The organism is Aquisalinus luteolus (genome assembly GCF_009712425.2).
Lineage (GTDB): Bacteria > Pseudomonadota > Alphaproteobacteria > Caulobacterales > Parvularculaceae > Aquisalinus > Aquisalinus luteolus.
On record NZ_VCJR02000001.1, the window covers coordinates 893,191 to 917,769 of the forward strand.

At 60.6% G+C, this 24,579-nt stretch carries 24 protein-coding genes; 14 read left to right on the forward strand and 10 right to left on the reverse strand.

What is annotated here, in order from left to right; translation table 11 throughout:
• The first annotated feature begins 23 nt into the window (after positions 1-23).
• Positions 24-452 (forward strand): hypothetical protein, encoded by a 429-nt coding sequence (locus tag FF098_RS04025; protein WP_155137715.1) that lies wholly within the window; start codon positions 24-26, stop codon positions 450-452.
• The gene (locus tag FF098_RS17825) at positions 424-660 is read left to right on the forward strand and encodes a helix-turn-helix transcriptional regulator (RefSeq protein WP_155137718.1); all 237 of its coding nucleotides are present in this window, start codon (positions 424-426) and stop codon (positions 658-660) included. Before FF098_RS04025 ends, FF098_RS17825 begins: the two co-directional genes overlap by 29 nt.
• 732 nt (positions 661-1,392) lie before the next feature.
• Here FF098_RS17825 and FF098_RS04035 read toward each other — a convergent pair.
• Together FF098_RS04035 and FF098_RS04040 are read right to left on the reverse strand one after the other, a co-directional pair.
• Positions 1,393-1,776, reverse strand: a complete 384-nt coding sequence (locus FF098_RS04035; protein ID WP_155137721.1) for a DUF6768 family protein — start codon at positions 1,774-1,776, stop codon at positions 1,393-1,395.
• 1 nt (position 1,777) lies between these two features.
• The gene (locus tag FF098_RS04040; protein WP_166426315.1) at positions 1,778-2,317 is read right to left on the reverse strand and encodes an RNA polymerase sigma factor; all 540 of its coding nucleotides are present in this window, start codon (positions 2,315-2,317) and stop codon (positions 1,778-1,780) included.
• Between the two features lie 222 nt (positions 2,318-2,539).
• Here FF098_RS04040 and FF098_RS04045 point away from each other — a divergent pair, with 222 nt between their 5' ends.
• Entirely contained in the window at positions 2,540-3,139 is a 600-nt protein-coding gene (locus FF098_RS04045; RefSeq protein WP_155137727.1) for an EF-hand domain-containing protein, read from the forward strand.
• Positions 3,140-3,212: 73 nt separating this feature from the next.
• Here the strand turns inward: FF098_RS04045 and uvrC are convergent, their stop codons facing one another.
• The gene (gene uvrC / locus FF098_RS04050; protein ID WP_155137730.1) at positions 3,213-5,135 is read right to left on the reverse strand and encodes an excinuclease ABC subunit UvrC; all 1,923 of its coding nucleotides are present in this window, start codon (positions 5,133-5,135) and stop codon (positions 3,213-3,215) included.
• Between the two features lie 120 nt (positions 5,136-5,255).
• Between uvrC and FF098_RS04055 the strand changes: the two genes are divergently transcribed.
• Entirely contained in the window at positions 5,256-6,536 is a 1,281-nt protein-coding gene (locus tag FF098_RS04055) for an alpha/beta fold hydrolase (protein WP_166426316.1), read from the forward strand.
• 15 nt (positions 6,537-6,551) lie between these two features.
• Here FF098_RS04055 and FF098_RS04060 read toward each other — a convergent pair whose 3' ends face one another.
• The 5 genes from FF098_RS04060 to FF098_RS17830 form a co-directional block, all read right to left on the reverse strand.
• Positions 6,552-8,348 (reverse strand): M28 family metallopeptidase, encoded by a 1,797-nt coding sequence (locus tag FF098_RS04060; RefSeq protein WP_205967370.1) that lies wholly within the window; start codon positions 8,346-8,348, stop codon positions 6,552-6,554.
• Between the two features lie 3 nt (positions 8,349-8,351).
• Positions 8,352-8,786: a dihydroneopterin aldolase gene (gene folB, locus FF098_RS04065; RefSeq protein WP_205967371.1), complete on the reverse strand. Its 435-nt coding sequence runs from the start codon at positions 8,784-8,786 to the stop codon at positions 8,352-8,354.
• Between the two features lie 10 nt (positions 8,787-8,796).
• Complete coding sequence (locus tag FF098_RS04070; RefSeq protein WP_155137736.1) at positions 8,797-9,597, reverse strand: SDR family oxidoreductase; 801 nt, start codon at positions 9,595-9,597, stop codon at positions 8,797-8,799.
• Between the two features lie 15 nt (positions 9,598-9,612).
• A complete protein-coding gene (locus FF098_RS04075; RefSeq protein ID WP_155137742.1) occupies positions 9,613-10,602 on the reverse strand; it encodes a calcium/sodium antiporter in 990 nt (329 codons plus the stop codon).
• 65 nt (positions 10,603-10,667) lie between these two features.
• Positions 10,668-10,802 carry a hypothetical protein gene (locus FF098_RS17830; RefSeq protein ID WP_268235249.1) on the reverse strand — a complete coding sequence of 45 codons (135 nt, stop codon included), beginning with the start codon at positions 10,800-10,802 and terminating at the stop codon, positions 10,668-10,670.
• 217 nt (positions 10,803-11,019) lie between these two features.
• On the opposite strand from FF098_RS17830, the gene FF098_RS04080 reads away from it, so the two are divergent.
• The 4 genes from FF098_RS04080 to FF098_RS04095 all read left to right on the forward strand — a co-directional run bounded on the left by FF098_RS04080 (position 11,020) and on the right by FF098_RS04095 (position 16,504).
• Complete coding sequence (locus FF098_RS04080; protein ID WP_155137745.1) at positions 11,020-11,796, forward strand: enoyl-CoA hydratase; 777 nt, start codon at positions 11,020-11,022, stop codon at positions 11,794-11,796.
• A gap of 63 nt (positions 11,797-11,859) precedes the next feature.
• Entirely contained in the window at positions 11,860-13,776 is a 1,917-nt protein-coding gene (locus FF098_RS04085; protein WP_155137748.1) for a cation:proton antiporter, read from the forward strand.
• A 121-nt stretch (positions 13,777-13,897) separates the two neighbouring features.
• Positions 13,898-14,794, forward strand: coding sequence for a sensor histidine kinase (locus tag FF098_RS04090; protein WP_155137751.1), 897 nt, complete (start codon positions 13,898-13,900; stop codon positions 14,792-14,794).
• Complete coding sequence (locus FF098_RS04095; protein WP_155137754.1) at positions 14,795-16,504, forward strand: ATP-binding protein; 1,710 nt, start codon at positions 14,795-14,797, stop codon at positions 16,502-16,504. It abuts the gene before it with no gap.
• Positions 16,505-16,513: 9 nt separating this feature from the next.
• On the opposite strand, the gene FF098_RS04100 is transcribed toward FF098_RS04095, so the two are convergent.
• A complete protein-coding gene (locus tag FF098_RS04100; protein WP_155137757.1) occupies positions 16,514-17,515 on the reverse strand; it encodes an NADPH:quinone oxidoreductase family protein in 1,002 nt (333 codons plus the stop codon).
• Between the two features lie 102 nt (positions 17,516-17,617).
• Here FF098_RS04100 and FF098_RS04105 point away from each other — a divergent pair, with 102 nt between their 5' ends.
• From FF098_RS04105 to FF098_RS04130, 6 genes are all read left to right on the forward strand, one after another.
• Positions 17,618-18,922, forward strand: a complete 1,305-nt coding sequence (locus FF098_RS04105; RefSeq protein WP_155137760.1) for a spinster family MFS transporter — start codon at positions 17,618-17,620, stop codon at positions 18,920-18,922.
• 19 nt (positions 18,923-18,941) lie between these two features.
• On the forward strand, positions 18,942-19,409 hold the full coding sequence (locus FF098_RS04110) for a hypothetical protein (RefSeq protein ID WP_155137763.1): 468 nt from the start codon (positions 18,942-18,944) through the stop codon (positions 19,407-19,409).
• Between the two features lie 57 nt (positions 19,410-19,466).
• A complete protein-coding gene (gene metG / locus FF098_RS04115) occupies positions 19,467-21,176 on the forward strand; it encodes a methionine--tRNA ligase (RefSeq protein WP_155137766.1) in 1,710 nt (569 codons plus the stop codon).
• Between the two features lie 65 nt (positions 21,177-21,241).
• On the forward strand, positions 21,242-22,000 hold the full coding sequence (locus tag FF098_RS04120; protein ID WP_166426318.1) for an alpha/beta hydrolase family protein: 759 nt from the start codon (positions 21,242-21,244) through the stop codon (positions 21,998-22,000).
• Positions 21,997-22,518, forward strand: a complete 522-nt coding sequence (locus FF098_RS04125; RefSeq protein ID WP_155137772.1) for a DinB family protein — start codon at positions 21,997-21,999, stop codon at positions 22,516-22,518. Before FF098_RS04120 ends, FF098_RS04125 begins: the two co-directional genes overlap by 4 nt.
• A gap of 237 nt (positions 22,519-22,755) precedes the next feature.
• A complete protein-coding gene (locus FF098_RS04130) occupies positions 22,756-23,016 on the forward strand; it encodes a hypothetical protein (protein WP_155137775.1) in 261 nt (86 codons plus the stop codon).
• On the opposite strand, the gene FF098_RS04135 is transcribed toward FF098_RS04130, so the two are convergent.
• Complete coding sequence (locus tag FF098_RS04135) at positions 22,995-24,425, reverse strand: alanine/glycine:cation symporter family protein (protein ID WP_155137778.1); 1,431 nt, start codon at positions 24,423-24,425, stop codon at positions 22,995-22,997. The two genes, FF098_RS04130 and FF098_RS04135, sit on opposite strands and share 22 nt — an antisense overlap.
• Positions 24,426-24,579 lie beyond the last annotated feature (154 nt).

Sequence of the window (24,579 nt, forward strand, 5' to 3'; positions counted from 1 at the left end):
TACACGAAAGAAGGAGATTTCCCATGGCCAATATCGAGCGGATTGCGATGCGACGGCGGTTCGGGCTGATGCTGTGCGCCTCGGCCTTTCTGGTCTGGCAGGTGCCGATGATGGATTTCAGTGAGGAACTGGCGGCGGACGATGACATGATGAAGACGATCATTTCGCTGGCCGGGTTCGCGGTGTGGATCGTCACGCTGCTGATGCTGGTCGGGCCATGGCGGCCGTTCAAGCGCGACGCGAAAGTCGAAGCGGCGCTGAATGACGAACTGACCCGCGCCAATCGGGCCAAGGCCTTCATCGCCGGCTATGTGGTGATGCTGGTCGCCGCCGCCGGGCTGTTCGCGCTCTCACACTTCGAAGGGGTAGGCGGCATGGACGCGGCCCATATCATCCTCGTTCTCGGCGTCGCCATTCCGCTCTATGCCTTCGCCTTACTGGAGCGCGGCTGAGGTGAGCGAAAGGCTGATCAGCAGGCTGAAGGAAATCCGCAGCGAGGCCGGGCTGACGCAAGCCCAGCTCGCCGACATGGTCTCCGTCAGCCGCAAGACCATCAACACGGTGGAGAACGGCGTTTTCGTGCCGTCCACCATCCTGTCACTGAAACTGGCCGCAGCACTGGGCACGAGTGTCGAGGCGCTGTTCCAGTTGCCGGAGTAGCCCCCATCGTCAGCTGCGCTGACACTTCCCCCGCGAGCGGGGGAAGAAAGGCAGCACCCTGTATTAATTGCGATGCCATTCCTCCCCCGTCAAAACGGGGGAGGTGCCCCGAAGGGGCGGAGGGGGCACTACAAACTCCCAACTAAAGACTCCCCCAAACTTATCCCCCTCCATCCCCACACGGCTATTCTCCCCGCAGGCCATGGTGAGGACCGTGGCCGAGGGGATGGCAGAGGGCGTGACCTGCGCCTTACGCCATCCCATCAGGTTTCCGTCGGCAGTTGAGGGTGTGTACAGCTTTGCATCGTCCGGAGGAACGGCGACCCGGGGTAGCCCCCGGGCGGGAGAGCTATGCAATTTGGCCCCGCATCGATCGCCGCCGTGCATGGCGAGAGCTATGCCAGTCAATTTTATTATTTTGAGGCGATGGCCGCCATGCACGGGCCCCCTCAGTATGTATGCGCTCGCAGCTTTCAGGCTGACGGCGATGTTTGTGCAGTTTAGTCTCGCCAATGCCTGTAAGGCAGAGTCTGCCTTAAAAGGCATGGCTGCCAATCGTTTTACAGCCGTGAGTTTGTCAAGGCTGTAACCGCTTCGCGGCGCGGCAAAGCCGCGGCCTTGACTAACTCTCGGCTGTGAAACACCCATCGCGCATACTGTCGAGGCCCCAAACCCGCGCGGCCCCTCCCATGGGAGAGGCCGCTGCCGGTCAAAGAACGGGGGAGGGCAGGGTTATCCCCGTTCTTCCAGCCGGGCGAGGCGCAGTTCGATCTTCTTCAGCTCACGCAATATGTTCAGCATGCGGATGCGGTCCCAAAGCCATTGCTTCAAGCCGATCTGCATGGTCCAGGCGGCCCAGCCGGCGGCGGCCCACAGGATCAGTCCGCGCGTCGTGTCGGCCTGGAACATCTGCCACACGGCCCAAAGGCCGAGGGCGGACATCACGAAGGTCAGTGCCGTTGCCAGCATCGCCCACACCTTCAGCTTGCCCTGGAAAGAAAAGCCGATGCTTTCGAACATGCCTTTCTCGCTGTCGAGCTTTTCAAGGAATGCCCTGTCATCGGCACTCAGCGGACCGCTCAGGCCTTCTCGCAGTTTATCGTCAAAATCCGACATCTCATTCTCCTTTCAGAAGCGCTTTCAGTCGTTGACGCGCGTGGAATATGCGCGACTTGGCGGTGCCGGTAGGCACGCCGGTCGCGGTCGCAATCTCGGTAAGGGTCAGCCCTTCGCCGAAATAGAGGATGGCGGCGGTCCGGTGCTCCGGGCTCAGGTGCTCGAGCGCCTGGTTAATCGCCGCATGGTCTTCCGCCCCCGCCATTTGGGGCAGCTCAGCCGCGTCCGTGCCACCATCGTGCCGGGCACGGACTTTCTGTTGATGGCGGATACGGTCGGCGCATTTGCGGTGGAGGATGCCGAACGCCCAGCCGGGAAACTTCGCCGGGTCGGAAAGGCCGTGCCAGCCGCGGCAGATGCCGGTCCACGCTTCCTGCACCGCCTCGCGGGCCTGGTCCTCGTCGCGCAGCAGGCGCCGTGCGACCCGGACGAGCCGTGGCTGCCAGCGTGCGGCCAGCCGTTCCGCCGCGCGGGCATCGCCCGTCTGCACCAGCGTGACGAGCAGCTCGTCATAGACCCTGTCTGTTTGCGTCTGCGTCACCGCCTGCATCCAATCCTTGTTCGCTAGTGTAGTCGCCGGGGAGGGGTGAATGGTTCAACCGGGCTGCGGATTTTTGTCGGTTTCCATCCGGGAAATCCCTGCACCACCCAGTCTACGCCAGTTTAAGGCGAATTATTACCATCCCGTCAGCACCGACGGGTACGCCATAATGGCTCGTTAAAGGGGGGTCAGGGAGAAACAAAACCCCGAAAGGAAACATTCATGACCAGGAAACTCGTGTTGATAACCGCCGGCAGCCTTGCTGCCCTCTCGCTCTGCGCCGGTGCTGCCATGGCGCAAGGTGACAGAGGGGGCGAGCGTGACGATATGTTCGATCGCGTCGACACCAATGGCGACGGCGTTCTTACCCCCGCCGAGCGCGATGCTGCCAAGCTGGAAATGTTCACCACTCTGGACGCTGACGGCAATGGCTTCGTGACCGAGGAAGAAATGAAGGCAGCCCATGAAGCCCGCCGCGCCGAGATGAAGGAGCGCATGGCCGAAAAGATGGCCGAACGCCGCGCCGAGTCCGGTGACGAGGCCCGCAAGCGCCGCTGGGGCGGCAAACGTGATGGCAGCAAGCGTGATGGCGAACGCGGTAATGCGATAGACCGTCTCGATACGGATGGTGATGGTGCCATCTCCCAGGCCGAATTCCTAGACGGTGAGCCGCGCCATATGGACAAGGTCGACACCGATGGCGATGGAAACATTACCCGTGCCGAGTCCGAAGCAGCGAAGGACGCCATGCGTGAGAAAATGAAAGAGCACTGGCAGGAACGCAGGGCGAAGAGAGAGGCTGAAACAGGCAGCGCTGACTGATCTCCCCCGGAAGGGCTGCTACCCGCCTTTCCATCTGCCTGCGGTCCGGCAGCGATGCCGGGCCGCTTCCTGTTTATTTCTCGCCGTGGAAATGGTCGTAGATCCGCGTCGCGATTGCCTCGGAGATACCCTCGACGGCGGCAAGGTCTTCTGCCTTGGCGCGCGCAACCGCCTTGGCCGAGCCGAAATGATGCAAGAGCGCCTTCTTGCGCTTGCCGCCGATCCCCTCGATCGCATCGAGCGGGTTTGACGTCATCTGCTTCTTGCGCCGCGCGCGGTGCGAGCCGATGGCAAAGCGGTGCGCCTCGTCGCGCAGGCGCTGCAGGTAATACAAAACCGGGCTGCGCGCCTCCAGCGTGAAGGGCGGCTTGCCGGGTATGAAGAACTGCTCGCCGGTCGCCGAGGCCGTTCGGTCGGTGCGCTTGCGCCCACGCTCGTCCTCTCGCCGACCCTTGGCGATGGAGACGAGCATGATCTCGCCTTGCTCCGTCTGCGGACCGATGGTCAGGCCGGCATCCTCCATCACGGCCCGCGCGGCGGAGAGCTGGCCTGCGCCACCGTCGATAACGACCAATCCCGGCCAGTTATCCGACCCCGGCGTCTCTTCCTTGACGAGGCGGGAGAACCGCCGCGCCAGAACCTCGCGCATCATGCCGAAATCGTCGCCTGGCGTGATCTCGTCTGACTTGATGTTGAACTTGCGATAGGCGTTCTTGCGAAAGCCTTCTTCGCCCGCGACGATCATCCCGCCCAGCGCATTGGTGCCGGAGATGTGGGAGTTGTCATAGACCTCGATACGGGCAGGGGGCTGGTCCATGCCCAGCGTCTCGCACAGCTGCGCCATCAGTTTCTTCTGGCTGGCGCTTTCCGACAGGCGCCGGCCCAGCGCCTCGCGGGCATTCATCACAGCGTGGTTGACGAGGTCGCGCTTTTCCCCGCGCTGGGGACAGAGAATTTCTACCTTGTGCCCAGCCTTGATCGCGAGCGCCTCCATCAGCAGGGGCGCTTCCTCGATCTCCTCGCTGATCAGGATCTGCCGCGGTGCCTCGCGCCCGTCATAGAACTGGGCGAGGAAGGACTGCAGAATCTCCGCACTCGTATCTTCCTTGTCATGGCGCGGAAAGAAGGAGTGATTGCCCCAGTTCTGCCCGGCGCGGAAGAAGAAGGTCTGGATGCAGGCCTGCCCGCCCTCGTGATGCAGGGCGAAGACATCGGCATTGGTCACTGTGCCCGGATTGATGTCCTGGCTCTCCTGCACATAGGTCAGCGCCCGGATGCGGTCGCGCAGGGCGGCGGCCCGTTCGAAGTCGAGGTCCTCGGATGCGCGTTCCATCTCGGCAGAAAGCTCACCCTGGATCTGCCGGTTCCTGCCGTTGAGGAAATCGACTGCATCGCTAACCAGCGCATCATACCCCTCCCTGTCGACAAGATCGACGCAGGGTGCGGCGCAGCGCTTGATCTGGTGCAACAGGCAGGGGCGGGTGCGGCCTTCATAGACGCTGTCGGTACAGGTGCGCAGGAGGAACGCCTTCTGCAGGGTGTTGATCGTACGGTTCACAGCGCCGGCGGAGGCAAACGGGCCAAAGTAGTGGCCCTTGCGCTTTTGCGCCCCGCGATGCTTGACGATCTGCGGGGCCTGATGGTCGGTTGCGATCAGGATGTAGGGGAACGACTTGTCGTCGCGCAGCAGTACGTTGAATTTCGGCTTCAGCTGCTTGATCAGATTCGCCTCAAGCAGGAGGCTTTCGGTCTCCGTCTCGGTGACGACGAATTCCATTGAGCGCGTCTCGGCGATCATTCGCATGATGCGGTTGGAGTGTCCTGTGCCCTTGGCATAGTTCGACACGCGCCGCTTCAGGTTCCGCGCCTTGCCGACATAGAGGATATCCCCGCCATCGCCCATCATGCGATAAACGCCCGGCTTCTCCGGCAGGCGCTTGACCTGGTCGGCGATAAGGGCGGCGCCTTTTAGCTGTGTCGGGGATGTGTCGGTCATGGGTCCTTGAACATAATGCGCCCGCAGTGCACTGCAAGCGGCGGAGTCGTCATTCCTGACTATTTATTTAGTAGATGCTTGGCCGTGTCGGTGATAGGCCAGCTCGAGAGGGTGATATCGATGATGAGACTATTGTGCACAATTATGGCCATGAGTTTCTGCCTGCTGGCAGGGCTTGCCGCATGGGCTGATGACACTGAGCTGCCGCACCGTCTGATCGAGGTACCTGTAGATCATTTCGACGACCAGTCCGGCACGTTCGATCTGTATGTGGAGTTTGCCGAACCCTTCGATCCAAACAAGCCGACAGTTTTCTTTCTTGCAGACGGTCAGCAATTCTTCATTCGTCAGGGTAGCATGGCGCGGCATCGCGATCGCCTGTTTTCCGACGACATGAATGTGGTCGGCATCGTCGGGCGAGGCGTGCCTGATGCCTATCCCGATCTTGCGGCCATGGTCGGGGACGATATTGCAACTGCTGACTGGGAAATGGCCTGGACCCTGTACAGGTCGGCGCAATGGATCGAGGATATCGAGACCGTGCGGCGCAGCCTTATGGGGGCGCAAGGCAAGGTCATTTTGTTTGGCCGCTCCGGTGGCGGTGCACTGGTCCATGAATATGCCGCTAAATATGGCGAATATGTTTCCCGCGCCTTCACGGCGGCACCGGCCCTCTCATCCATGGCGAATTACACGAGGTTACCCTTTGATCGTTTCTGGGCGGAAGTTGAAGATATCGCCCCGGATGCGCATGAACGGTTCCGCACCCTGATGAATGATCCTGATATCGATCGGCACGAACTGGCCGTGGCGTTTCAGCGCCAGAATTTCTTTGTCACGCCGGATGAGCGCGATGCAGAGAGGCTTCGCCTGCTGACGACGTATGAAAAACGCGATGCGGAAATGCTGGCGGAAATGCTGACTGCCTATCAGGTTCCCCAGATGGCGGCGTTCGATGCCGCGCCGATATCGATCCCTTCCCGTGTGCGGCTGATGGAGTTCCGATTGCCGCATGTGGAAAAATGGCGGGTGGAAGATGACAAGCTTAATCCGGATATCGAAAATATACTTCTCTCTTCCGCGCCGGTCCATGACGCCTTTTTAGGAGATGTTCCGGTAGCGGAATTCTCTCTAACACCGCTTCATGAGCTGAAAGAGACGCAGGTCTATATTCTTGCCGGTGCGCATGATCATGTCGTCGATTACCGCGGATCGATCGCGCTGGCAGCCAGCTATCCATCATCGGCAATTTTCATCGCCGATGATGGGCACACATTTCCGGCCATGGTGGATGATGGCAGCTACCGCGATATCCTCGTCGCTTTCCTGATGCACGGTCTTGGCAGCGAAGAGCTGCAACAGGCAGAGGCTGCCGCAGCGCTGCATCACTACGGTGGCTAACCGCCTGCTACCAGATCAGTCGGCCATCATCTCGTCACGCAGGGCGCGGAATTCATTGCCCTCATACCAGTTCGGCCGAATGTCCGAATACGCCATATAGGCACCGGTATCGCGCAGTATTTCCAGCGTGCCGGTGATGCCGCTCAAGTCCCAGTCGGGGGAATATTCGTCAGACGGCGCGTGATAGTCGTTCTCGGTATAGGCATCGCCATAGACGCTGCCAGCTTCCTCGCCGCCGTCGACCAGATCAATGCCGCTGTCTGCATAGAGCATCGGCACGCCTTTCTTGGCCAGCGAGATGTGATCCGAGCGATAGAAATATCCGGCCTGCGGATTGGCATCGGGGCGCAGATACATGTCGCGCGGTCCGGCGGCAGCCTCCAGCAGCGCTTCCAGTTCCGACGCGCCATAGCCGATCACGACAAGGTCTTTCGCTGGCGGTGTCGGCAGCAGTGCATCGATGTTGATGCCGCCGACGATGGAGGCGAGGGGAACGATCGGGTCTTCAGCCATATAGGCGGAGCCGAGCAGGCCGGACTCTTCGGCCGTCACGGCGACGAAGAGCAGAGAGCGGTCAGGCGCGGTTTCGGCGGCGGCAAAGCTGCGGGCAATCTCGACGATCCCCACTGTGCCGGTGGCATTGTCGACGGCACCATTATAGATCGCATCTTGGCCGGGCTCGGCATCGGCATTGACGCCGATATGGTCCCAATGCGCCATGTAGAGGATGTATTCTGCCGGTGCTGCACTGCCCGGCAGGATGGCAGCGACATTGGCTGAATTGCTCCGCGAAATGCTGTTGGCGATCTTGCCGCTGGCGGACAGGCCCTGCATCGGCACAGGCGCAAAGTCCGCCGTCAGGGCAGCGGCGGACTGTTCGGCGAAATCCAGCCCGGCGCTGGCGAACAGCTCGGTGGCAACTTCTTCCGTGATCCAGGCTTCCAGGTCGGCGCGCCCACCGGTTTCGGGGCGTTGCAGGTCGATCTGCGGACCGCTCCACGAGCCCTCGACCACGCCCCAGCCATAGGAAGCAGGTGCCGTCTGGTGCACGATGATTGCCGCGTCGGCGCCCTGGCGGGCTGCTTCCTCGAACTTGTAGGTCCAGCGGCCGTAATAGGTCATCGCCTTGCCGTTGAACATCTCTTCATCTTCGAGGTAATAGCCAGGATCATTGATCAGCATGACCACGGTCTTGCCCTTGGCGTCGATGCCTTCATAGTCGTTCCAGCCATATTCCGGTGCCACGATACCGAAGCCGACGAACACCATGTCGCTGTCGTCAAAAGTGACATCTTCAACGACGTTCTTGGTCCAGAAGACAGTCTCGCCGCCATAGGCGAGTGTGCGTGAGCCGCCATCAGCGTCGTTGATCGTGAGATAGGAGTCGCGCGGATCGGCGGTGATTTCGACCAGCGGCACTTGCTGGCGATAGCTGTCGCCGAGCGCTGGCTCCAGCCCGATGTCGCTGAACTGCTGCTCCAGCCAGGCGACCGTCTTTTCACCGCCCGGCGTTGCCGGGGCGCGGCCTTCGAATTCGTCAGAGGCCAGAGTCTCGATGCCGCTTCTCAGCGCCTCTGTATCGATGCCGGGCAGGGACGGGATTTCCGGAATGTCAAAGGATGCTGTCGTTTGCGATCCACTCCCTTCGTCCTCGGTCACCGGCATGTCTGCGTCAGAGACAGGCGCTTCCTGCTCGGTCTCAGCCGGGACATCACTATTGTCCGCAGGCGGTGTGTCGTCGCTACAGGCGGCAAGTGCCAGCGCGGAAATGGCGGCTATCGCACCTGTCTTGGAAAAGAATCTCATGGTCATGTCTCAGGCTCCCTGATCAAGTCGCTTGGTTCTGGTAATCTCGACCCCGGCGGCGTCGGCTTCCTCGATCGCCTCGGGTTTTTCTACTCGCACTTTAACAGACAGGCTCATGGGGTGGGCAAGGCATTCCGCTGCAATCCGTTCAGCCAGCGTCTCGACCAGCTTGATATGGCCTTCGGTCAGGATTTCCCGGATGGTCTGGACCAGCCGGTTATAGCAAACCACGTCTTCGAGGCTGTCAGAGACAGGATCGGCCGGTTCCTGCACTTCGACCTCAAGGCTGATGACAACCGGCTGGGTGCGGCCCATCTCGCTTTCATAGGCGCCGATATTGGCGTCCAGTTTCAGCCCGCGAACGAAGATCGTGCGATGCGGGGTACCTTCACCCTGGTGGGGGCGGAGGGTGCGCAGCGTGTCGGTCTGTGTTGTCTGTTTCAAGCGGCTGTTCCTATTCGTTTACGGTTACGTCCGGCGTTTCCCACGCCAGGTGCTGGCCTCCATCAACGGCGATCATCTGGCCGGTAACCGGGCGGGCGTCGACCAGATAAAGAAGGGCGGCGGCGATATCGTCCGGGTCCGGCCCCTTGCGCAGGATCAGTGCATCGTTCTGGGCCTGCCAGTCTTCATCCGACTGGCGTGCATTCTTCAGCGTCGGCCCGGGACCGATGCCGTTGACGCGGATGCCCTTCGGACCGAGGTCCTGTGCCAGTGTCTGCGTCGCTGTCCACAGGGCGGATTTCGACAGTGTATAAGAGAAAAAGCGTGGCGTCAGGGCCCAGACCCTCTGGTCGATAATGTTGGCGATCATGGTATTGCGGCCAAGCTCCGCCTGCGCCGCAAAGGACTTGGCAAGCAGCATCGGTGCCAGCAAATTGGCGTTCATGTGCGCGTGCCACCCATCGACGGTGAAGTCGGCAAGGGCGTCGTTTTCGAACAGGGAAGCGTTGTTCACCAGCAGGGTGATCGGGCCCATCGCCTCGCGCACGGCCGGCACCAGGGCAGACGTTTCGTCAGTATCGGTCAGGTCCGCCTGAAAGGTTTGTGCCTTGCCGCCAGCCTGTTCGATGAGAGATGCTGTCTCGGCAGCCGGACCTTCGGATGAGTTATAATGGACGGCGACGTCAAAACCCGCCTTGGCCAGCGCCACGCACAGCGCCCGGCCGACACGCACACCGCCACCCGTTACCAGGGCGACGCCTCTTTCAGATGAACCGTGTTGAGTGCTTTGGTTTGTAGTGGCGTCGCTCATTGGCGCCCCGCAAGATCAGATGATGCCGGCATTGAGACCGAGAAAGACGATATACCCGACATAGGCCGCACCCATCACCGCGCCCAGAAGCCGGGTAATCGTACCGCGGGCATAGATCAGGATCGCCAGTACCAGTGTCGCGACGGCCATGACCGGCATGTCGATAAACCGCATCTCGAATGGGAAGAAGGATGGCGTCGCCCCCGGAGCGATAGATGCAATGCCAGCGGCCCCGCCGACAAACAGGATGTTGAAGATGTTCGAGCCGACGATGTTGCCAACGGCGACATCGGCATGTTTCTTCACCGCGGCGGCCAGCACGGTCGCCAGTTCCGGCAGCGAAGTGCCAAAGGCGACGATGGTCAGGCCGATCAGCTCGTCCCGCACGCCCAGGGTGCTCGCGAGACCGGAGCCATTCTCGATAAGGATATGGGCGCCGAGCGGCAAGCCGAGGAGCCCGAGGATCAGGAACAGGGGCGTTTTCCATGCGCTGCCGCTGGTTTCGCTGTATTCCTCGATATCGTCGAGCAGGGCCTCTTCCTCGCCGCCGCCCTTCATGGCATGGACGCCGACATAGGTGATGTAGGCGAGGATCATGCCCATCAGCACCAGACCCCAGACGAGGCCCAGAATACCGGAATAGAAGGCCATGAAAATGAATGCAGCGGTGGCGATGACCATCACCGTGGCGTGCCGTCTCAGCCCTTTCAGGTGCAGGGCCATCGGCGTGATGACCGCCGGTATGCCTAGCACCAGCAGGATATTGGCAATGTTCGATCCGATGATGTTGCCCATGGCGATGCCGTTATCGTCACCATTGAGGACATCCTGCAGGGAGACGACGAATTCGGGCGCCGAGGTGCCGAATGCGACAATAGTCAGCGAGATCAGCAGTGTCGGGATTTTCAGCTGGGTCGCCAGATTGACGGCGCCGCGCACCAGAAGGTCGCCTGCGACAAGCAGGAATAGTAGGCCGACGACGATAAAACCGATCTGGATGAGCATGCCTGGCTAAATCTCCCGCGTGATGTTCAGTCTGCCGTTTTCTCCGGTAAATAACCGGTCGACGATCAGTCGACGGCGTTCTTTTCCAGCTTGTTCAGCACGGCAAAGGACAGGATGAAAAGGCTGATAACCACCAGCGGGGCGATGTTGAGCACGAAGAACGCGATTGTCAGGGCGATGAGAACGACAATGAGAGCCATGTGTTATCTCCAGAAGATCGGAATGTAAGCGCCGTATATAGGCTGCCCCGTTTGCTGCGTCACCCATAAATTGGGGCGGTTTTCCTATTGCATCGCACCATATACACTTCCAGCACCACAAATAAGTGCGCATCCTGCCAACAGCTCCCATACTTGCGTAGATGGGGCGGGGTAGGATAAGCGCAACCAATTACAAGGCTGACCCGAGGGGGCACACATGGCTTATACATGCATCGAAACCCGGACCGATGATCGCGTTCTCATCATCACGCTGAACCGGCCCAAGGCACTGAACGCCTTGAACCTGCAATTGATGGACGAACTGACGGACGCCCTGAAGAAGGGCGACAAGGACCCGCAGATCGGTGCCATGATCATCACCGGGTCAGAAAAGGCGTTTGCGGCGGGTGCTGATATCAAGGAGATGGCGGACAAGACCTATATGGACGCCTACAAGAACGACTTCATCAGCGCGAACTGGGAACAGGCCGCCAAATGCCGCAAGCCGGTCATCGCGGCTGTGGCTGGCTATGCCCTCGGCGGCGGCTGCGAGCTGGCCATGATGTGCGATTTCATCATCGCCGGTGACAACGCCAAGTTCGGGCAGCCGGAGATCAGCATCGGGGCCATCCCCGGTGCCGGCGGCACCCAGCGGCTGACCCGCTTCATCGGCAAGTCGAAGGCGATGGAAATGTGCCTGACCGGACGCATGATGGGGGCTGAGGAGGCTGAACGTTGCGGCCTCGTTTCGCGCATCGTGCCGGTTGCAGACCTGATGGAGGACGCCCTTGAAACCGCGCGCAAGATCGCCGGCTTCTCCGCCCCTTCCGTCATGATGTGCAAGGAAGCGGTCAATCGAGCGTATGAGACCAGCCTCGCCGAAGGCATGCTGTTCGAGCGCCGGACGTTTCATTCGGTTTTTGCCACCGAAGACCAGAAAGAGGGCATGGCGGCCTTCATCGAGAAGCGCAAGCCGGGCTTCAAGAACGCGTAACCGGGCACTCTCAGCGTCCGTGTCATTGTCCCGACGGGACTGCCAGTTATATCAAGGGGTTGAATGGAAAACCTTATCATGAGCTTTGCCCTGATCGGCGTGATCGGGATCGGTGCGCAATGGTTCGCCTGGCGGCTAAACCTGCCGGCGATTGTGCTGATGTCGCTTGCCGGCCTTCTGGTCGGTCCGGTTCTGGGCCTGATTAGCCCCGAGGATGACTTCGGCGAGTTCTACAGCCCGATCATCGCGGTTGCCGTTGCGGTGATCCTGTTCGAGGGCGGCCTGTCGCTGAAATTCGAGGAGATCAAGGGCTCGGTCGGCAGTGCCGTATTGCGGCTTGTCGTGCCTGGCGTGTTCATCGCATGGGCGCTGGGTTCGCTTGCGGCACACTATCTCGCCGGGCTTTCCTGGACGGTCTCGATCCTGTTTGCCGGCATCATGGTCGTCACGGGGCCGACGGTGATCATGCCTTTGTTGAGGCAGGCGCGTCTGGCGCAGAAACCGGCAGCGCTGCTGAAATGGGAAGGGATCATTAACGACCCGATCGGCGCGGTGCTTGCTGTTGGCGTCTATGAATATATCAGCCTGCAACAGAATGGCTATTCGGGCGCAGAAGCTGTCGGCAGCGTCATCCTCGGTACTATCCTAGCCGTGGTCTGGGGCATCATTCTCGGCCGGATGATCGTCGCAGGCTTCATGCGCGGGTGGGTACCGGAATATCTCAAGCCACCCGTGCTGCTGACCACCGTGCTGGTCGGGTTCGAGGTCGCCAACCTGTTGCAGGAAGAGGCGGGCCTTCTCGCGGTTACCGCCATGGGCGTGACCATCGCCAACTCCAAGCTGCCATCGATCAACCAGATCCGGCACTTCAAGGAGAACATCGCTGTCCTGTTCGTTTCCGGGGTTTTCGTCATCCTGACGGCGAACCTGACCTGGGAAACGATTTCCGCGGCGCTGACCTGGCAGACGCTGGCTTTTGTGGCGGCGATGATCTTTGTCGTGCGGCCGGTCACCATTCTGCTATCGCTGTTCGGTACAGACCTGAAATGGTCTGAGCGCCTGCTGGTGGCATGGATCGCCCCGAGGGGGATCGTGGCGGTCGCTGTCTCCGGCTTCTTCGCCGGTGTCCTCGTTGACCTGGGCATGCCCGACGGGGAGCAAATGATCCCGCTTGCCTTTGCCATGGTTTTCGCAACTGTCGTCATTCACGGCTTCACCATCTCGCCCCTGGCGAGGATCCTTGGCCTGGCATCATCCGCCAAGCCGGGTTTCCTGATTGTCGGCTCCAGCCCGTGGTCCGTGGCGCTGGCAAAGAAACTGATGGATCTTGGGAAGCAGGTCGTGATTGCCGACGACAGCTGGCGCGCGCTGAGACCGGCAAGACAGGCTGGGGTGCCGACCTATTACGGCGAGATCCTGTCGGAGGTGACGGAGCATCATCTGGACCTGAACCAGTTCGGCTTCCTTCTGGCTGTCGGGGGCAACGAGGCGCATAATTCGCTGGTCTGTACCGACCTTGCCCCGGAAATGGGCCGCGCAACCATCTTCCAGGTTTCGACGCGTGCGCGGGATGATAATGAACGCCGCTCCCTGTCCTATGCCTTGCAAGGCCGGACCCTGTTTGCGAACCGCACCGGTCTCGATGAGTTGTTGCGCCGTCATTATGCCGGCTGGGTTTTCCAGGTGACACGCCTGTCGGAGGAGTATCCGCCTGAACGGTATCTGAAGGATATCGGGGAGGGCGAGATGCTGATGATGATCCGCAAGGAGCAGATGTTTATCGCGTCCGGTGACAAGCCGCTCAAGCCGGAGACGGGCGACACCATGCTTTCCTATGTTCCGCCGGAAGCGCTCAAGGCGCGTGCCGAAGCGAAAAAGGGGGAAGAGGGGCGATCGCAGGCCGAGGAAGAGATCGAGCGCAAGAAAGAAGAAGCGCTTGATCACCTGCCAGATCCCGAGGGGGGCACGGAGTCAGCCTGACGCAAGGTCAGCAGTTTCCTGTCTGGCAGGTCCTGTCTGGCACGCCCCATCTGGCACGCTAAGAAAATATTAACCTCGCGGTAAGTGTTGCGGTGATAGCCCTTGAACGAAGGTGAACGCAATGCTGCCCAATAGTCGTCTTGCCCGGTCCGGCGGCTCCCTGCTGGATGACTATATCGACCGCTACAGCGATGCGCTGGCGCGGCGGCGGGCAAACATTACCCTCAGGGCGGCAAAGATCGAGGCTGAACTCGCCTACCGGTCCCGCGGTGACTTCCTCGCCAACATGAACCACGAGCTGCGCACGCCGCTGAACGCCATTGTCGGCTTCGCGACCATGATGAAGGACGCCAAGCAATACGGCCTCAGTGAGGAACAGACGAGCGAATATCTCGACTATATCCTGCAATCCGCCGACCTGCTGCTCGGTCACATCAACACGCTACTGGAACTGGCCGCTGCCGAAAGCGGCGGGGCCAAGCTGAACCAGCGCGCAACGCCTGTGCTGGAAATCCTCGAGGAAGTTGTAAGTCGTGCCCGCCCGATGGCGGAGGGGGCCGATGTCACCCTGTCGCTGAGCGTCGATGAGGACCTGCCGGATATCTATATCGACCCGGATAAAGTTATCACCGCTATCTCGCACCTGGTCGAGAATGCGATCACCTATTGCGATGCCGGCGGCGAAACAAAAGTCATCGCCCGCATAGGCCGCAAACAGGATAACCGCAACTGGGTCTATCTGGCGGTACAGGACAATGGCATCGGCATGACGCCGCAGGAACTGGACCGTGCCTTGCGCATCTTCGAACAGGTGCATCAGGGCCTTGACCGCAAATATGAGGGCGTCGGCATCGGCCTGCCGATCGCCAAATCATTCATCGAACTGAACGGGGGACGTTTCAGCGTGAAGAGCATGAAGGGATCCGGCACGACGGTGCGCATGGCACTGCCGGCTGGGGAGCAGTCAGCGATGACTGACCCTGTCGACAGCGAAATGCTGACCAGGATGGCGGGTTAGATGAGCGAACAGGCGCAGGCAAGATCCGCACCGGGCACGGAGCGTTCACGGGAGGAGACTGTAACCAGTTTCCGCCGCATTGCGGACGAGCAGCTGCGCATGCGCATCGGGAAGGTCGTCTCCGTCAGCGGCTCGCGCGTCCTTATGATGATCGACCTGCCCGAGGACCATGAGGCAGAGCATATGCCGCGAATCGGCGATGCCATCTGTATCGAAACGGGCAGGGCGGACATCGTCACCAGCGTTTCGGGCCTTAGCGCCCCCGCTGCCGGTATCGGCGAAGAAGAAGGCAATATCCTGATCGCCGAACTTGGCATTATCGGGGAATTCCGTGTTGGCGAAGACGGTACGCGGCTATTCCGGCGCGGCATCACGGCGTATCCTTCCCTTGGCGATATTGGTGCGTCGCTGACCCTGGAGGACAAGTCAGTTCTCTACGGCACCAATAACGAAAATTACTATCGCGTCGGGGAGATGAGCGACGGCTCGGCCCTGCCGGCGGTGATCGATGCCAAGGCGTTGCTGGACAGCAATTTTGCCATCATCGGCATGAGCGGGGCTGGCAAGACCTGCGCTGCCGCGTCCATCGTGCGTACACTGATCCAGAACCGCCACCCGTGCCGGACGGTCGTGATCGACCTCAACAATGAATATACCAACTGCTTCGGAAAGGTCGCCAATGTCATGCGGCTTGGTTCAGGCTCGCTGTCGCACTGGATGCTGACTTTCCGCGAGCTTGTCCATATGATCATGGCCAGCGCCGGTCGTCTCAGCGAAGCCGAACTGGAGCTGTTGGGCGAGGCCGTCTGCGCTGCCCGCCGCCGATACCTGCAGGCGAACCCGAGCAACTATGTGCGCGAGGGGACGGAGCTTTCTACCGTAAATGTCGACATGCCGCTGCCATACCGGTTCAGCGATGTCGTCGGTTATCTCGACCGCAGTGCGCATACGGACCAGCGCTATGACGGCGAGACGTTCCGCCGCCTGCGCACGCGGCTCGTCACGGTCGCAAAGGACCCGCATTTCAAGACCTTCCTGTCGAGCGCCGGGGCGCAGGATTCCCTTGCTGCTTTCCTGTCGAAACTGTTCCGCATTCCGGTCGAGGGCAAGCCAGTGACTGTGCTCCAGCTCGCCGACCAGTCGCAGGATGTGGCCGAAGTCGTCGTTTCCGCCGTTACCCGTTACATGCAGCTTGTTGCCAGCGCGACGGAACAGTCAACGCCCTTCCTCCTGCTGCTGGAAGAGGCGCACCGTTTCCTGCCGGCCGATCCCGGCGATGCCAGCCTGTCGAGCCGGACGCTGGGCAAGATCATCGAGAAGAGCGGCAAGAATAATGTCAGCATCGGGATGATCACGTCCCAGCCGCGTTCGCTGAGCATGAAGGCGTGGGAGTATTGCAATACTGTCTTTGCCATGCGTATGGCGAGCGCCAGCGACAAGGATTACCTGCATGAGGTGACGCCCGAAAGCGCGACGGACACGCTGTCTTCGGTCGGCGTACTTGGCAATGGCGAGGCCGCCGCTGTCGGGCAGGGCGCGCCAGTGCCGATGCGTTTCCGTTTCCGCCGGCTGCCTGACGCAAGCCTGCCGTCTGAAAGCCGCAGCCGCCGTGTGAGCAGCGACGGGCTGGCGCCGCTGAACCGCAGCGCCGACAAGGATGCCCTGCAGGACGTCCTCGACCAGTGGCGCTATGGTGTTTCGCGGGACTAGGCCTTCCGGTTATTCATCCATGGTGATAATGATCTTCCCGGTCGCCTGACGGTTCTCCAGCATCTCCAGAGCCTTCGCCGCATCTTTCAGCGCAAAACGTTCGGTAATGCGCGGCTTGATCTTGCCGTCCTTGTACAGAGCGAACAGTTCCTCGACATTCTTTGCATGGGATTTCGGATCGCGCATCACGCCCGCGCCCCAGAACACGCCGACGATTTGGCAGCTTTTCAGAAGCGTCAGGTTCAGCGGTATCGACGGAATGCCTGCCGGGAAGCCGACGACCAGAAACCGGCCTTCCCAGGCAAGCGCCCGCAGGGCAGGTTCGGCATAGGCGCCACCGACCGCGTCATAGACAACATCGACGCCTTCGCCGCCAGCCATGGTCTTGATCTGGCGCGACAGGTCCTTGGAGTTGTCTTTATTCAGCTCGGTGTCGTAGACGATGGTCTCGTCCGCGCCGATCTCCTTGCAGAACTCGGCTTTCGAATGGGAGGACACACCGGCGATGACGCGTGCGCCCATCGCCTTGCCCAGCTCGATGGCGGCGGACCCGACACCGCCGGACGCGCCCGAGATGAACAGGCTCTCGCCCGCCTGCAGCTTCGCGCGGTCCTTCAGGGCGTAATAGGACGTGCCATAGGTCATCATGAAGGCGGCGGCCTCCTCGAACGGCATGCCGCCCGGCAGGGGAACGAGCCCGGTCTCATGGGCAACGGCATGGGTCGCATAGCCACCCTGCTGGGTCAGCAGCGCGAAGACGCGGTCGCCTTCCTTGAACCGGGTCACGCCGTCTCCGACGGCTTCGACCACGCCTGCAACCTCGCTGCCGGGTGCGAAGGGACGCGGCGGCTTAAACTGGTAGAGATCGCGGATGACCAGCGTATCGGGAAAGTTCGCGCTAGCCGCCTTGACGGCGATCAGCACCTCGCCCTTGCCGGGGGCAGGCGTCTCCATCTCGCGCAGTTCAAGGGTTTCCGGGCCACCGGGTTTGTCGCTGATCAGGGCTTTCATGTGCGTTTCCTCCTTGCGGTTTGGGGCAATTGTTAGCAGGCTCAGCCGGAATAAAAACAATACGATGCAGTGGGAGGCAGTTCGGTGGCAGTGGAAGAAAACTTGAAAAGACGCAGCAAGGGCTATCGCTATTACGTGCTGTTGCTGCTGACGCTGGTCTATGCTTTCAACTTCATCGACCGGCAGATTCTCGGTATCCTCGCGCCCTATATCCAGGCCGACCTTGGCCTCGATGACGGCCAGATCGGCCTGCTCGCCGGTTTCTTCTTCGCGCTCTTCTATACGATCGTCGGTATTCCCATCGCGTTGCTGGCCGACCGGTTCAACCGCGTAAACATCGTCGCCGTCTCCCTGGCTGTCTGGAGCGGGTTCACCGCCGTGTCGGGCATGGCTACCAACTATCTGCAGCTGGCGCTTGCCCGTGCCGGTGTCGGCATCGGCGAGGCCGGTGGCTCGCCGCCCTCGCACTCGATGATCTCCGACCTGTTCAGCAAGGAGGAACGGGGCACGGCGCTCGGCATCTATTCCCTCGGTATTCCGCTCGGCATCATGGCGGCCTATTTCGCGTCCGCCGCGCTGCTCGGCCAGCCCAATCTTGACTGGCGGACAGTCTTCATCGCCGTCGGTATCCCCGGTGTCGTGCTGGCGGTGGTCCTGCGCCTGACAGTGCGCGAGCCCAAGCGCGGGGCGATGGATGTGACTGACAAGGCGGTCCCGCAGGCATCACTTGGCAAGTCCATCGGCCAACTTCTCTCCGTGCCGTCATGGTGGGGGATGTGCTTCGGCATCTCATTCTCGTCCTTCGGGGCCTATGCGCTGGGTGCCTTCGTGATCATCTATCTGGGCCGGACATTCCCCGAGGTGCCGCTGCCCCGCGTGCTTGTCATCTTCGGCATTCTCAATGGCATCGCTTATGCCGGCGGCACGTTTATTGGCGGCATTGTCGCGGACTGGTGGGGGCGCAAGACCAAGGCGGGCTATGCCTGGGCACCTGCGGTTGCCTTGCTGATTGGCGCCCCGGCCCTGATCCTGGCGTTCTGGGTGCAGAGCTTTGCCATGGCGATGACGTTGACTGCGATCTACCTGTTCCTGTCTGGCTTCTATCTTGGGCCGTCCTTCTCCATCGCGCAGACGCTGGCACCGATCCGTGTGCGGGCGATGTCGACAGCTCTGTTCTTCTTCATCCTGAACCTTGTCGCGCTTGGCGGTGGACCGACCTATGTCGGATGGGTATCGACACTGCTGACGGAGGCCCACGGCGCCGAGCAGGCCCTGCGCCTGTCGATGACATCGCTGGCCGTGCCTTATGCTATCGGCATCATTGCCTTCATCTGGACAGGTACGCGGCTGCCGAAAGACTGGGAGCGGACACAGGCGCGCAATGCCGGACTTGACTTGACCGGCTGATCTCGCGCACAGCGTTGCGATGGAATTTGATTTCGACACGATTGCCGAGCTGACGAGGGGAGCGGCCCGCGTCTCGCTGGTCCTGTTCTGCGCAGCCTTCGTGACAGAAGCGCTGCCGCTGAACATCGCGAACAAGCGCCGGTCGTGGTGGCCCTTCATCATCGCAGAGGGCCTGCATCTCGTACTACTGTTCGTCTATTTTATCGTCGCATGGCGGCTGCCGGGTCCATGGTATCTGTGGCCGGTCTATGGCTGGGCGCTCGTCAGCTATTCCTGGGTGATCGTCACCGTCATCAGCCGCTGGGGCCGGGGGCGCGGGCTCGCCGTTCCGGTCTATATTACCTGGTATATCTGGATGCTGTTTTCAGGCGCGCACATCATCCACATCGTCGGATCGGGTGAGGCAACATCGATGAACTGGGTTCTTCTGGGTATAATCCTCGCCGCCGGGGCCCTGCGCATTGTCCTGATGCTAAAACAACGCTAGCACAGGGCACTCCAGCGGGCGTTTGTATCCCGCGACCAAAACTGCCTGTGAGACTCCATGACCAAGCGCATCCTGATCACCTCCGCCCTGCCATATATCAACGGCATCAAGCATCTCGGCAATCTCGTCGGCTCGATGCTCCCGGCTGATGTCTATGCACGTTTCGAGCGGGCGCGGGGCAATGACGTGCTGTATATCTGCGCGACCGACGAGCACGGTACGCCGGCAGAACTTGCCGCCCGCGCCGCCGACCAGTCGGTAGAAGACTATTGCGCCGAGCAGCACGAAATCCAGAAGAAGGCAGGGGACGCCTTCGGGCTGTCCTATGACCATTTCGGTCGTTCCTCGGATGCATCCAACCACAAGCTGACCCAGCATTTCGCCCATGTCCTCGAACAGAACGGCCTGATCGAGGAGCGCGCCGACGAGCAGGTCTATTCCATTGCCGATGAACGCTTCCTGCCGGACCGCTATGTCGAGGGCACATGCCCCCATTGCGGGTTCGAAAAGGCCCGTGGCGACCAGTGCGACAATTGCGGGAACCTTCTGGACCCGGTCGACCTGATCGAACCCTATTCCGCGATCTCCGGTTCGCGCGACATCGAGGTGCGCGAGACGAAGCATCTCTACCTGTTGCAGTCGAAGCTGCAGGACAAGATTGAGACCTGGGTCGATGGCCAGAAAAGCTGGCCCTACCTGACGAAATCCATCGCCAAGAAGTGGCTCGACGAAGGCCTGCGCGACCGGTCGATCACCCGTGACCTGAAATGGGGTGTACCCGTCGCTTATGAGGGCACGCCGCGCCCGGGCTTCGAAAACAAGGTCTTCTATGTCTGGTTCGATGCGCCGATCGAGTATATCGCCGCAACCGAAGAATGGGCCAGGAAGACCGGCAAGGACTGGGAGAGCTGGTGGCGCACCGACATGGGTGCCGACGAGGTCAACTATGTCCAGTTCATGGGCAAGGACAATGTCGCCTTCCACACCGTCTCTTTCCCGTGCACGTTGCTCGGCTCCGAAGAGCCGTGGAAGACGGTCGACACGCTGAAGAGCCTCAACTGGCTGACCTGGTATGGCGGCAAATTCTCGACCTCGCAGGGCCGGGGCATCTTCATGGACCAGGCGCTGGAATTGTTGCCTGCCGATACGTGGCGCTGGTACCTGATGGCCAATGCGCCGGAGAGCGACGATACTTCTTTCACGCTGGAAAGCTTCGCCGGATCGGTGAACAAGGACCTCGCCGATGTGCTAGGCAATTTCGTCAACCGCATCACGCGCTTCTGCAATTCCAAGTTCGGGCTTGAAGTGCCTGAGGGCGGGACGCCGGGCGCGGCGGAACAGGCGCTCTATGCCGAGATCGACAAGCGCCTTCCGGCCTATACGGAGTATCTGGCGCAGATGGAGTTCCGCAAGGCCTTCGCCGAGCTGCGTGCCATGTGGGTATCCGGCAATGAATATCTGCAGGTCGCTGCGCCATGGACGGCGTTCAAGACCGACCCTGAACAGGCCGCCGTCGGCGTGCGCACGGGCCTGAACCTGATCCGCCTTTTCGGCGTGCTGTCCCAGCCGGTCATTCCGTTCATGTCTGCCAGGATCATGGCGATCTTCGGCGAGGACGAGCCCTATCCAGCATGGCCCGAAGGCAAAGCGGTGGACATTCTCTCGATGGTCAAACCGGGCACAGCGTTCGAGCTGCCTGAGGTTCTGGTGACCAAGGTCGAGGAATCGCAGATCGAGGAATGGAAAGAGCGCTTCAAGGCGCCTTGATCAACCCGCCTTTCATTTGCGTTCGTCTCTTCAGCGCGGCATGGTGTCCGGGGAGGGATGGAGCGATGAAATGTATCCCCTTGCTATTTGCCGCGATTATTTTTGTTACCAGTGCCAGTGCACAGGAAGCGCCGCGCACCGGTAGCTTTGAGGCAAGCGCCAGCCTCGAGCAAATTTTCGGGGCCGCTGAGGCGCCCGATGTCGGCCGGGCCCTGCCGCCTGACAAGCCGATACAGTTCCAGCTTTACGTGCCATCGACCTACGATCCTGCGAACCCGCCAGGCGTCTTCGTCTATACCAGCCCGATGCGTCATGGCGCGGTGCCCGATGGCTGGGAGGGCGTGCTGGACGAGGCAAACCTGATCTGGATCAGCGCCGAGAAATCCGGCAATGGCACGCCCGACGTGCGCCGCATGAGCGAGGCAATCGCCGCGCTGGCGCTTGTCAGGAAGGACTACGTAACGGCGCCTGGCCGCTCCTATGCGTCGGGCCTGTCGCGGGGCGGGCAGATCACCAGCCTGCTCGTGGAATATTTCCCTGACGTGTTCGATGGCGCACTGTTCGTCTGTGGTGCGGAAAAGCTTGAAGTGAGCGATGAGGCGGCTCTCGCGAAAATGGCACAGCGCCGATTTGTTTTCTTGACCGGTACGCAGGATTTTGCCCGCTTCCGTATGCGCGATGCCTATCAGGCCTATTTAGATGCAGGGCTGGAGAACAGCACGTTTATGGAAATCTCGGGAATGGACCATCGTAATCCCGATGCGGAAGACTTCGCTGAGGCGCTCACCTTTCTCGATAACAGATCCGTGGAGGAGAACCCATGATCAGCCCGGACCATATTCGCTTGATGGCGGTTTATAACAGGTGGCAGAATGACTCTCTCTACGGGGCAGCCGATAGCCTGAGCGATGAGGCCCGGCGGCTGGACCGTGGTGCGTTTTTCCGGTCGATTCATGAAACGCTGAACCATATTCTGTGGGCGGACCAGATATGGATGAGCAGGCTTGCGGGAACGGATGCCCCGAAAGTCCCGACCATTCCGGCGTCTGCCAGCCAGATAGACGCCTGGGAAGCACTCAAGGCAGCCCGCTTAGATTTCGATCAGCAGATGATTGACTGGTCCCTCTCTGTCACCGACGCAGATATCGAAGGTGATCTCAGCTGGTATTCCGGTGCTGCCAAACGTGAAGTCTCCAAGCCGCGCTGGGTGCTGATCACCCATATGTTCAACCATGGCACCCACCATCGCGGGCAGGTTCATGGTATGTTGACTGCGGCCGGCGCCAAGCCGGACGACACGGATATTCCGTTCATGCCGCAGGCATATTCCGATCTCCTGTAACAAGCTCAAGATCAGTACAATTTGACTTAATTCTTTTCGGTGACGTTCACCTCCTGGCGCTAGAAAGCGATCCGGGGGAGGAACAGTGCCGAGTGAGTTATGCGTCTGTTGTTCATCGCCCTGGGGTCAGTTGCCGTGCTATTTGCTGTGGGCGCGGTATGGTTTCTGTTAAACCGTGACCCCGGTCCTGAAAATCTCTCCGATCTGCTGATTGCCCATACCGAGACAGGTGTCGTTATGACAGAGGACGAGGCCAATCTTGCGCCCCTTGGTACGCTATATGAAATCCGGTACTGGCAGGATGGCACGTTCGACTACATATCTCACTCACTGGTCAGAACCGGCTATTACACCGTCTCCGGCTCAACGCTTTGCCGGTCGTTCAATCCTCTCGGCCTGAAGGAAGACTGCGTCCAGATAATCGAGCGGGAAGACGGCGGTTATGAGGCGCGTGCTCCGGGAAGCGACGAGCTTCGCTATTCATTCCTGCTGGAGTGATGGGCGGGCCAGGCGGTCGCATCCAGGTCAAGATCGGCAAATTCACTAGCCTCGAACTCGGGCTCTTTCCCGCCGCTGGCCTTTCCATCGAAGTCGCGCATCAGGCGTAACCCGATGGGGAAGAGAAGGATCAACGCGAAAAGGTTCGTCAGCGCCAGCACACCCATGGTCAGGTCGGCAAAGGCGAAAGCCGGACCGAAGTCGATGGTCGCCCCGATGATGATGAAGCCCAGCGTCGCGAAGCGAAACAGTCGATAGGCCAGCTTGTGGTCCCGGCTGAAGAAGCTCAGGGCGTTCTCGCCAAGAAAATAATTGTACATGATCGACGAGAAGACGAAGAGCAGCAGCGCGAAAGCAATGAAGCCCTGCGCCCAGCCACCGATGTGATCGGCAAGGGCATTCTGTGTCAGGACGACCCCGTCGAGATCGGTTGTCATCGGCTGGATGTCCGACAGCAGGATGATCGATGCCGTGCAGGTGCAGATCAGCATCGTGTCGATGAAGACAGAAAGGGCCTGAACGACACCCTGACGCGCCGGGTGGCGCACATGGGCGACAGCGGCGACATTCGGGGCTGAGCCGAGGCCTGCCTCGTTGGAGAAAAGACCGCGCCGCACGCCGTTGGTTACCGCGGCGCCGATACCGCCGCCAATGGCGGCATCGAGCCCGAAGGCGCCGGAGAAGATACGGCTGAATACGGACGGTAATTCGCTGGCATTCATGGCAATCACAAAGACCACCATGACGATGTAGATGATCGCCATGATCGGCACGACATATTCCGTTACCGCCGTGATGCGGTTGATGCCGCCAAAAATGACAAGGGCGATGACGGCAGCAAGCACCAGCCCCGTTGCGACAGGCGGAACGCTGAAGGCATCGGCCATGGAGGTCGAAATCGCATAGCTCTGCAACACGCTGAAAGCGAAGCCGAACGTGACCAGCAACAGGATCGAATAGAACCCCGCAAGCCAGATCGCTCCCTTGCCGAGACGCTTCGACAGCCCGTGCTTTATGTAATAGGCAGGCCCGCCGCGATAGGTGCCGGTGTCAGGCTCCAGCCGTTTGTAGGCCTGCGCCAGCGTACATTCGAAAAAGCTGGTCGCCATGCCGACCAGGCCGACAATCCACATCCAGAAAATGGCACCGGGTCCGCCAAGGGAGATCGCCACGGCTACCCCGGCGATATTGCCGGCGCCCACACGTCCCGCCACGGACAGGGCGAGAGCCTGAAAGGAAGTCGGCTTGCCGTCTTCGCCCTTGCCGAAGGCCTCCTTGAAGATGGAGAACATGTGGATGAAGTGGCGTACCTGCACGAAACGCGACTGGATGGTGAACCAAAGGCCAATCGGGATCAGCACATAGATCAGCACGCTGCCCCACAGAAAATCGTTCAGAAATCCAATCATCGTTCCCCGGTCTGTTGCTCCGTCATTTACCTAGTGCCGAAAGCCATGGCGGCGACCTTCGCGCCGTTGCTGGCGGATTGCCTACCCCGGCCTGGCTGTAAGCGCTTGCTTGCGCTGGGGCAGGGGATCGGGCAGTTTATGGGCGTCGGAAAAT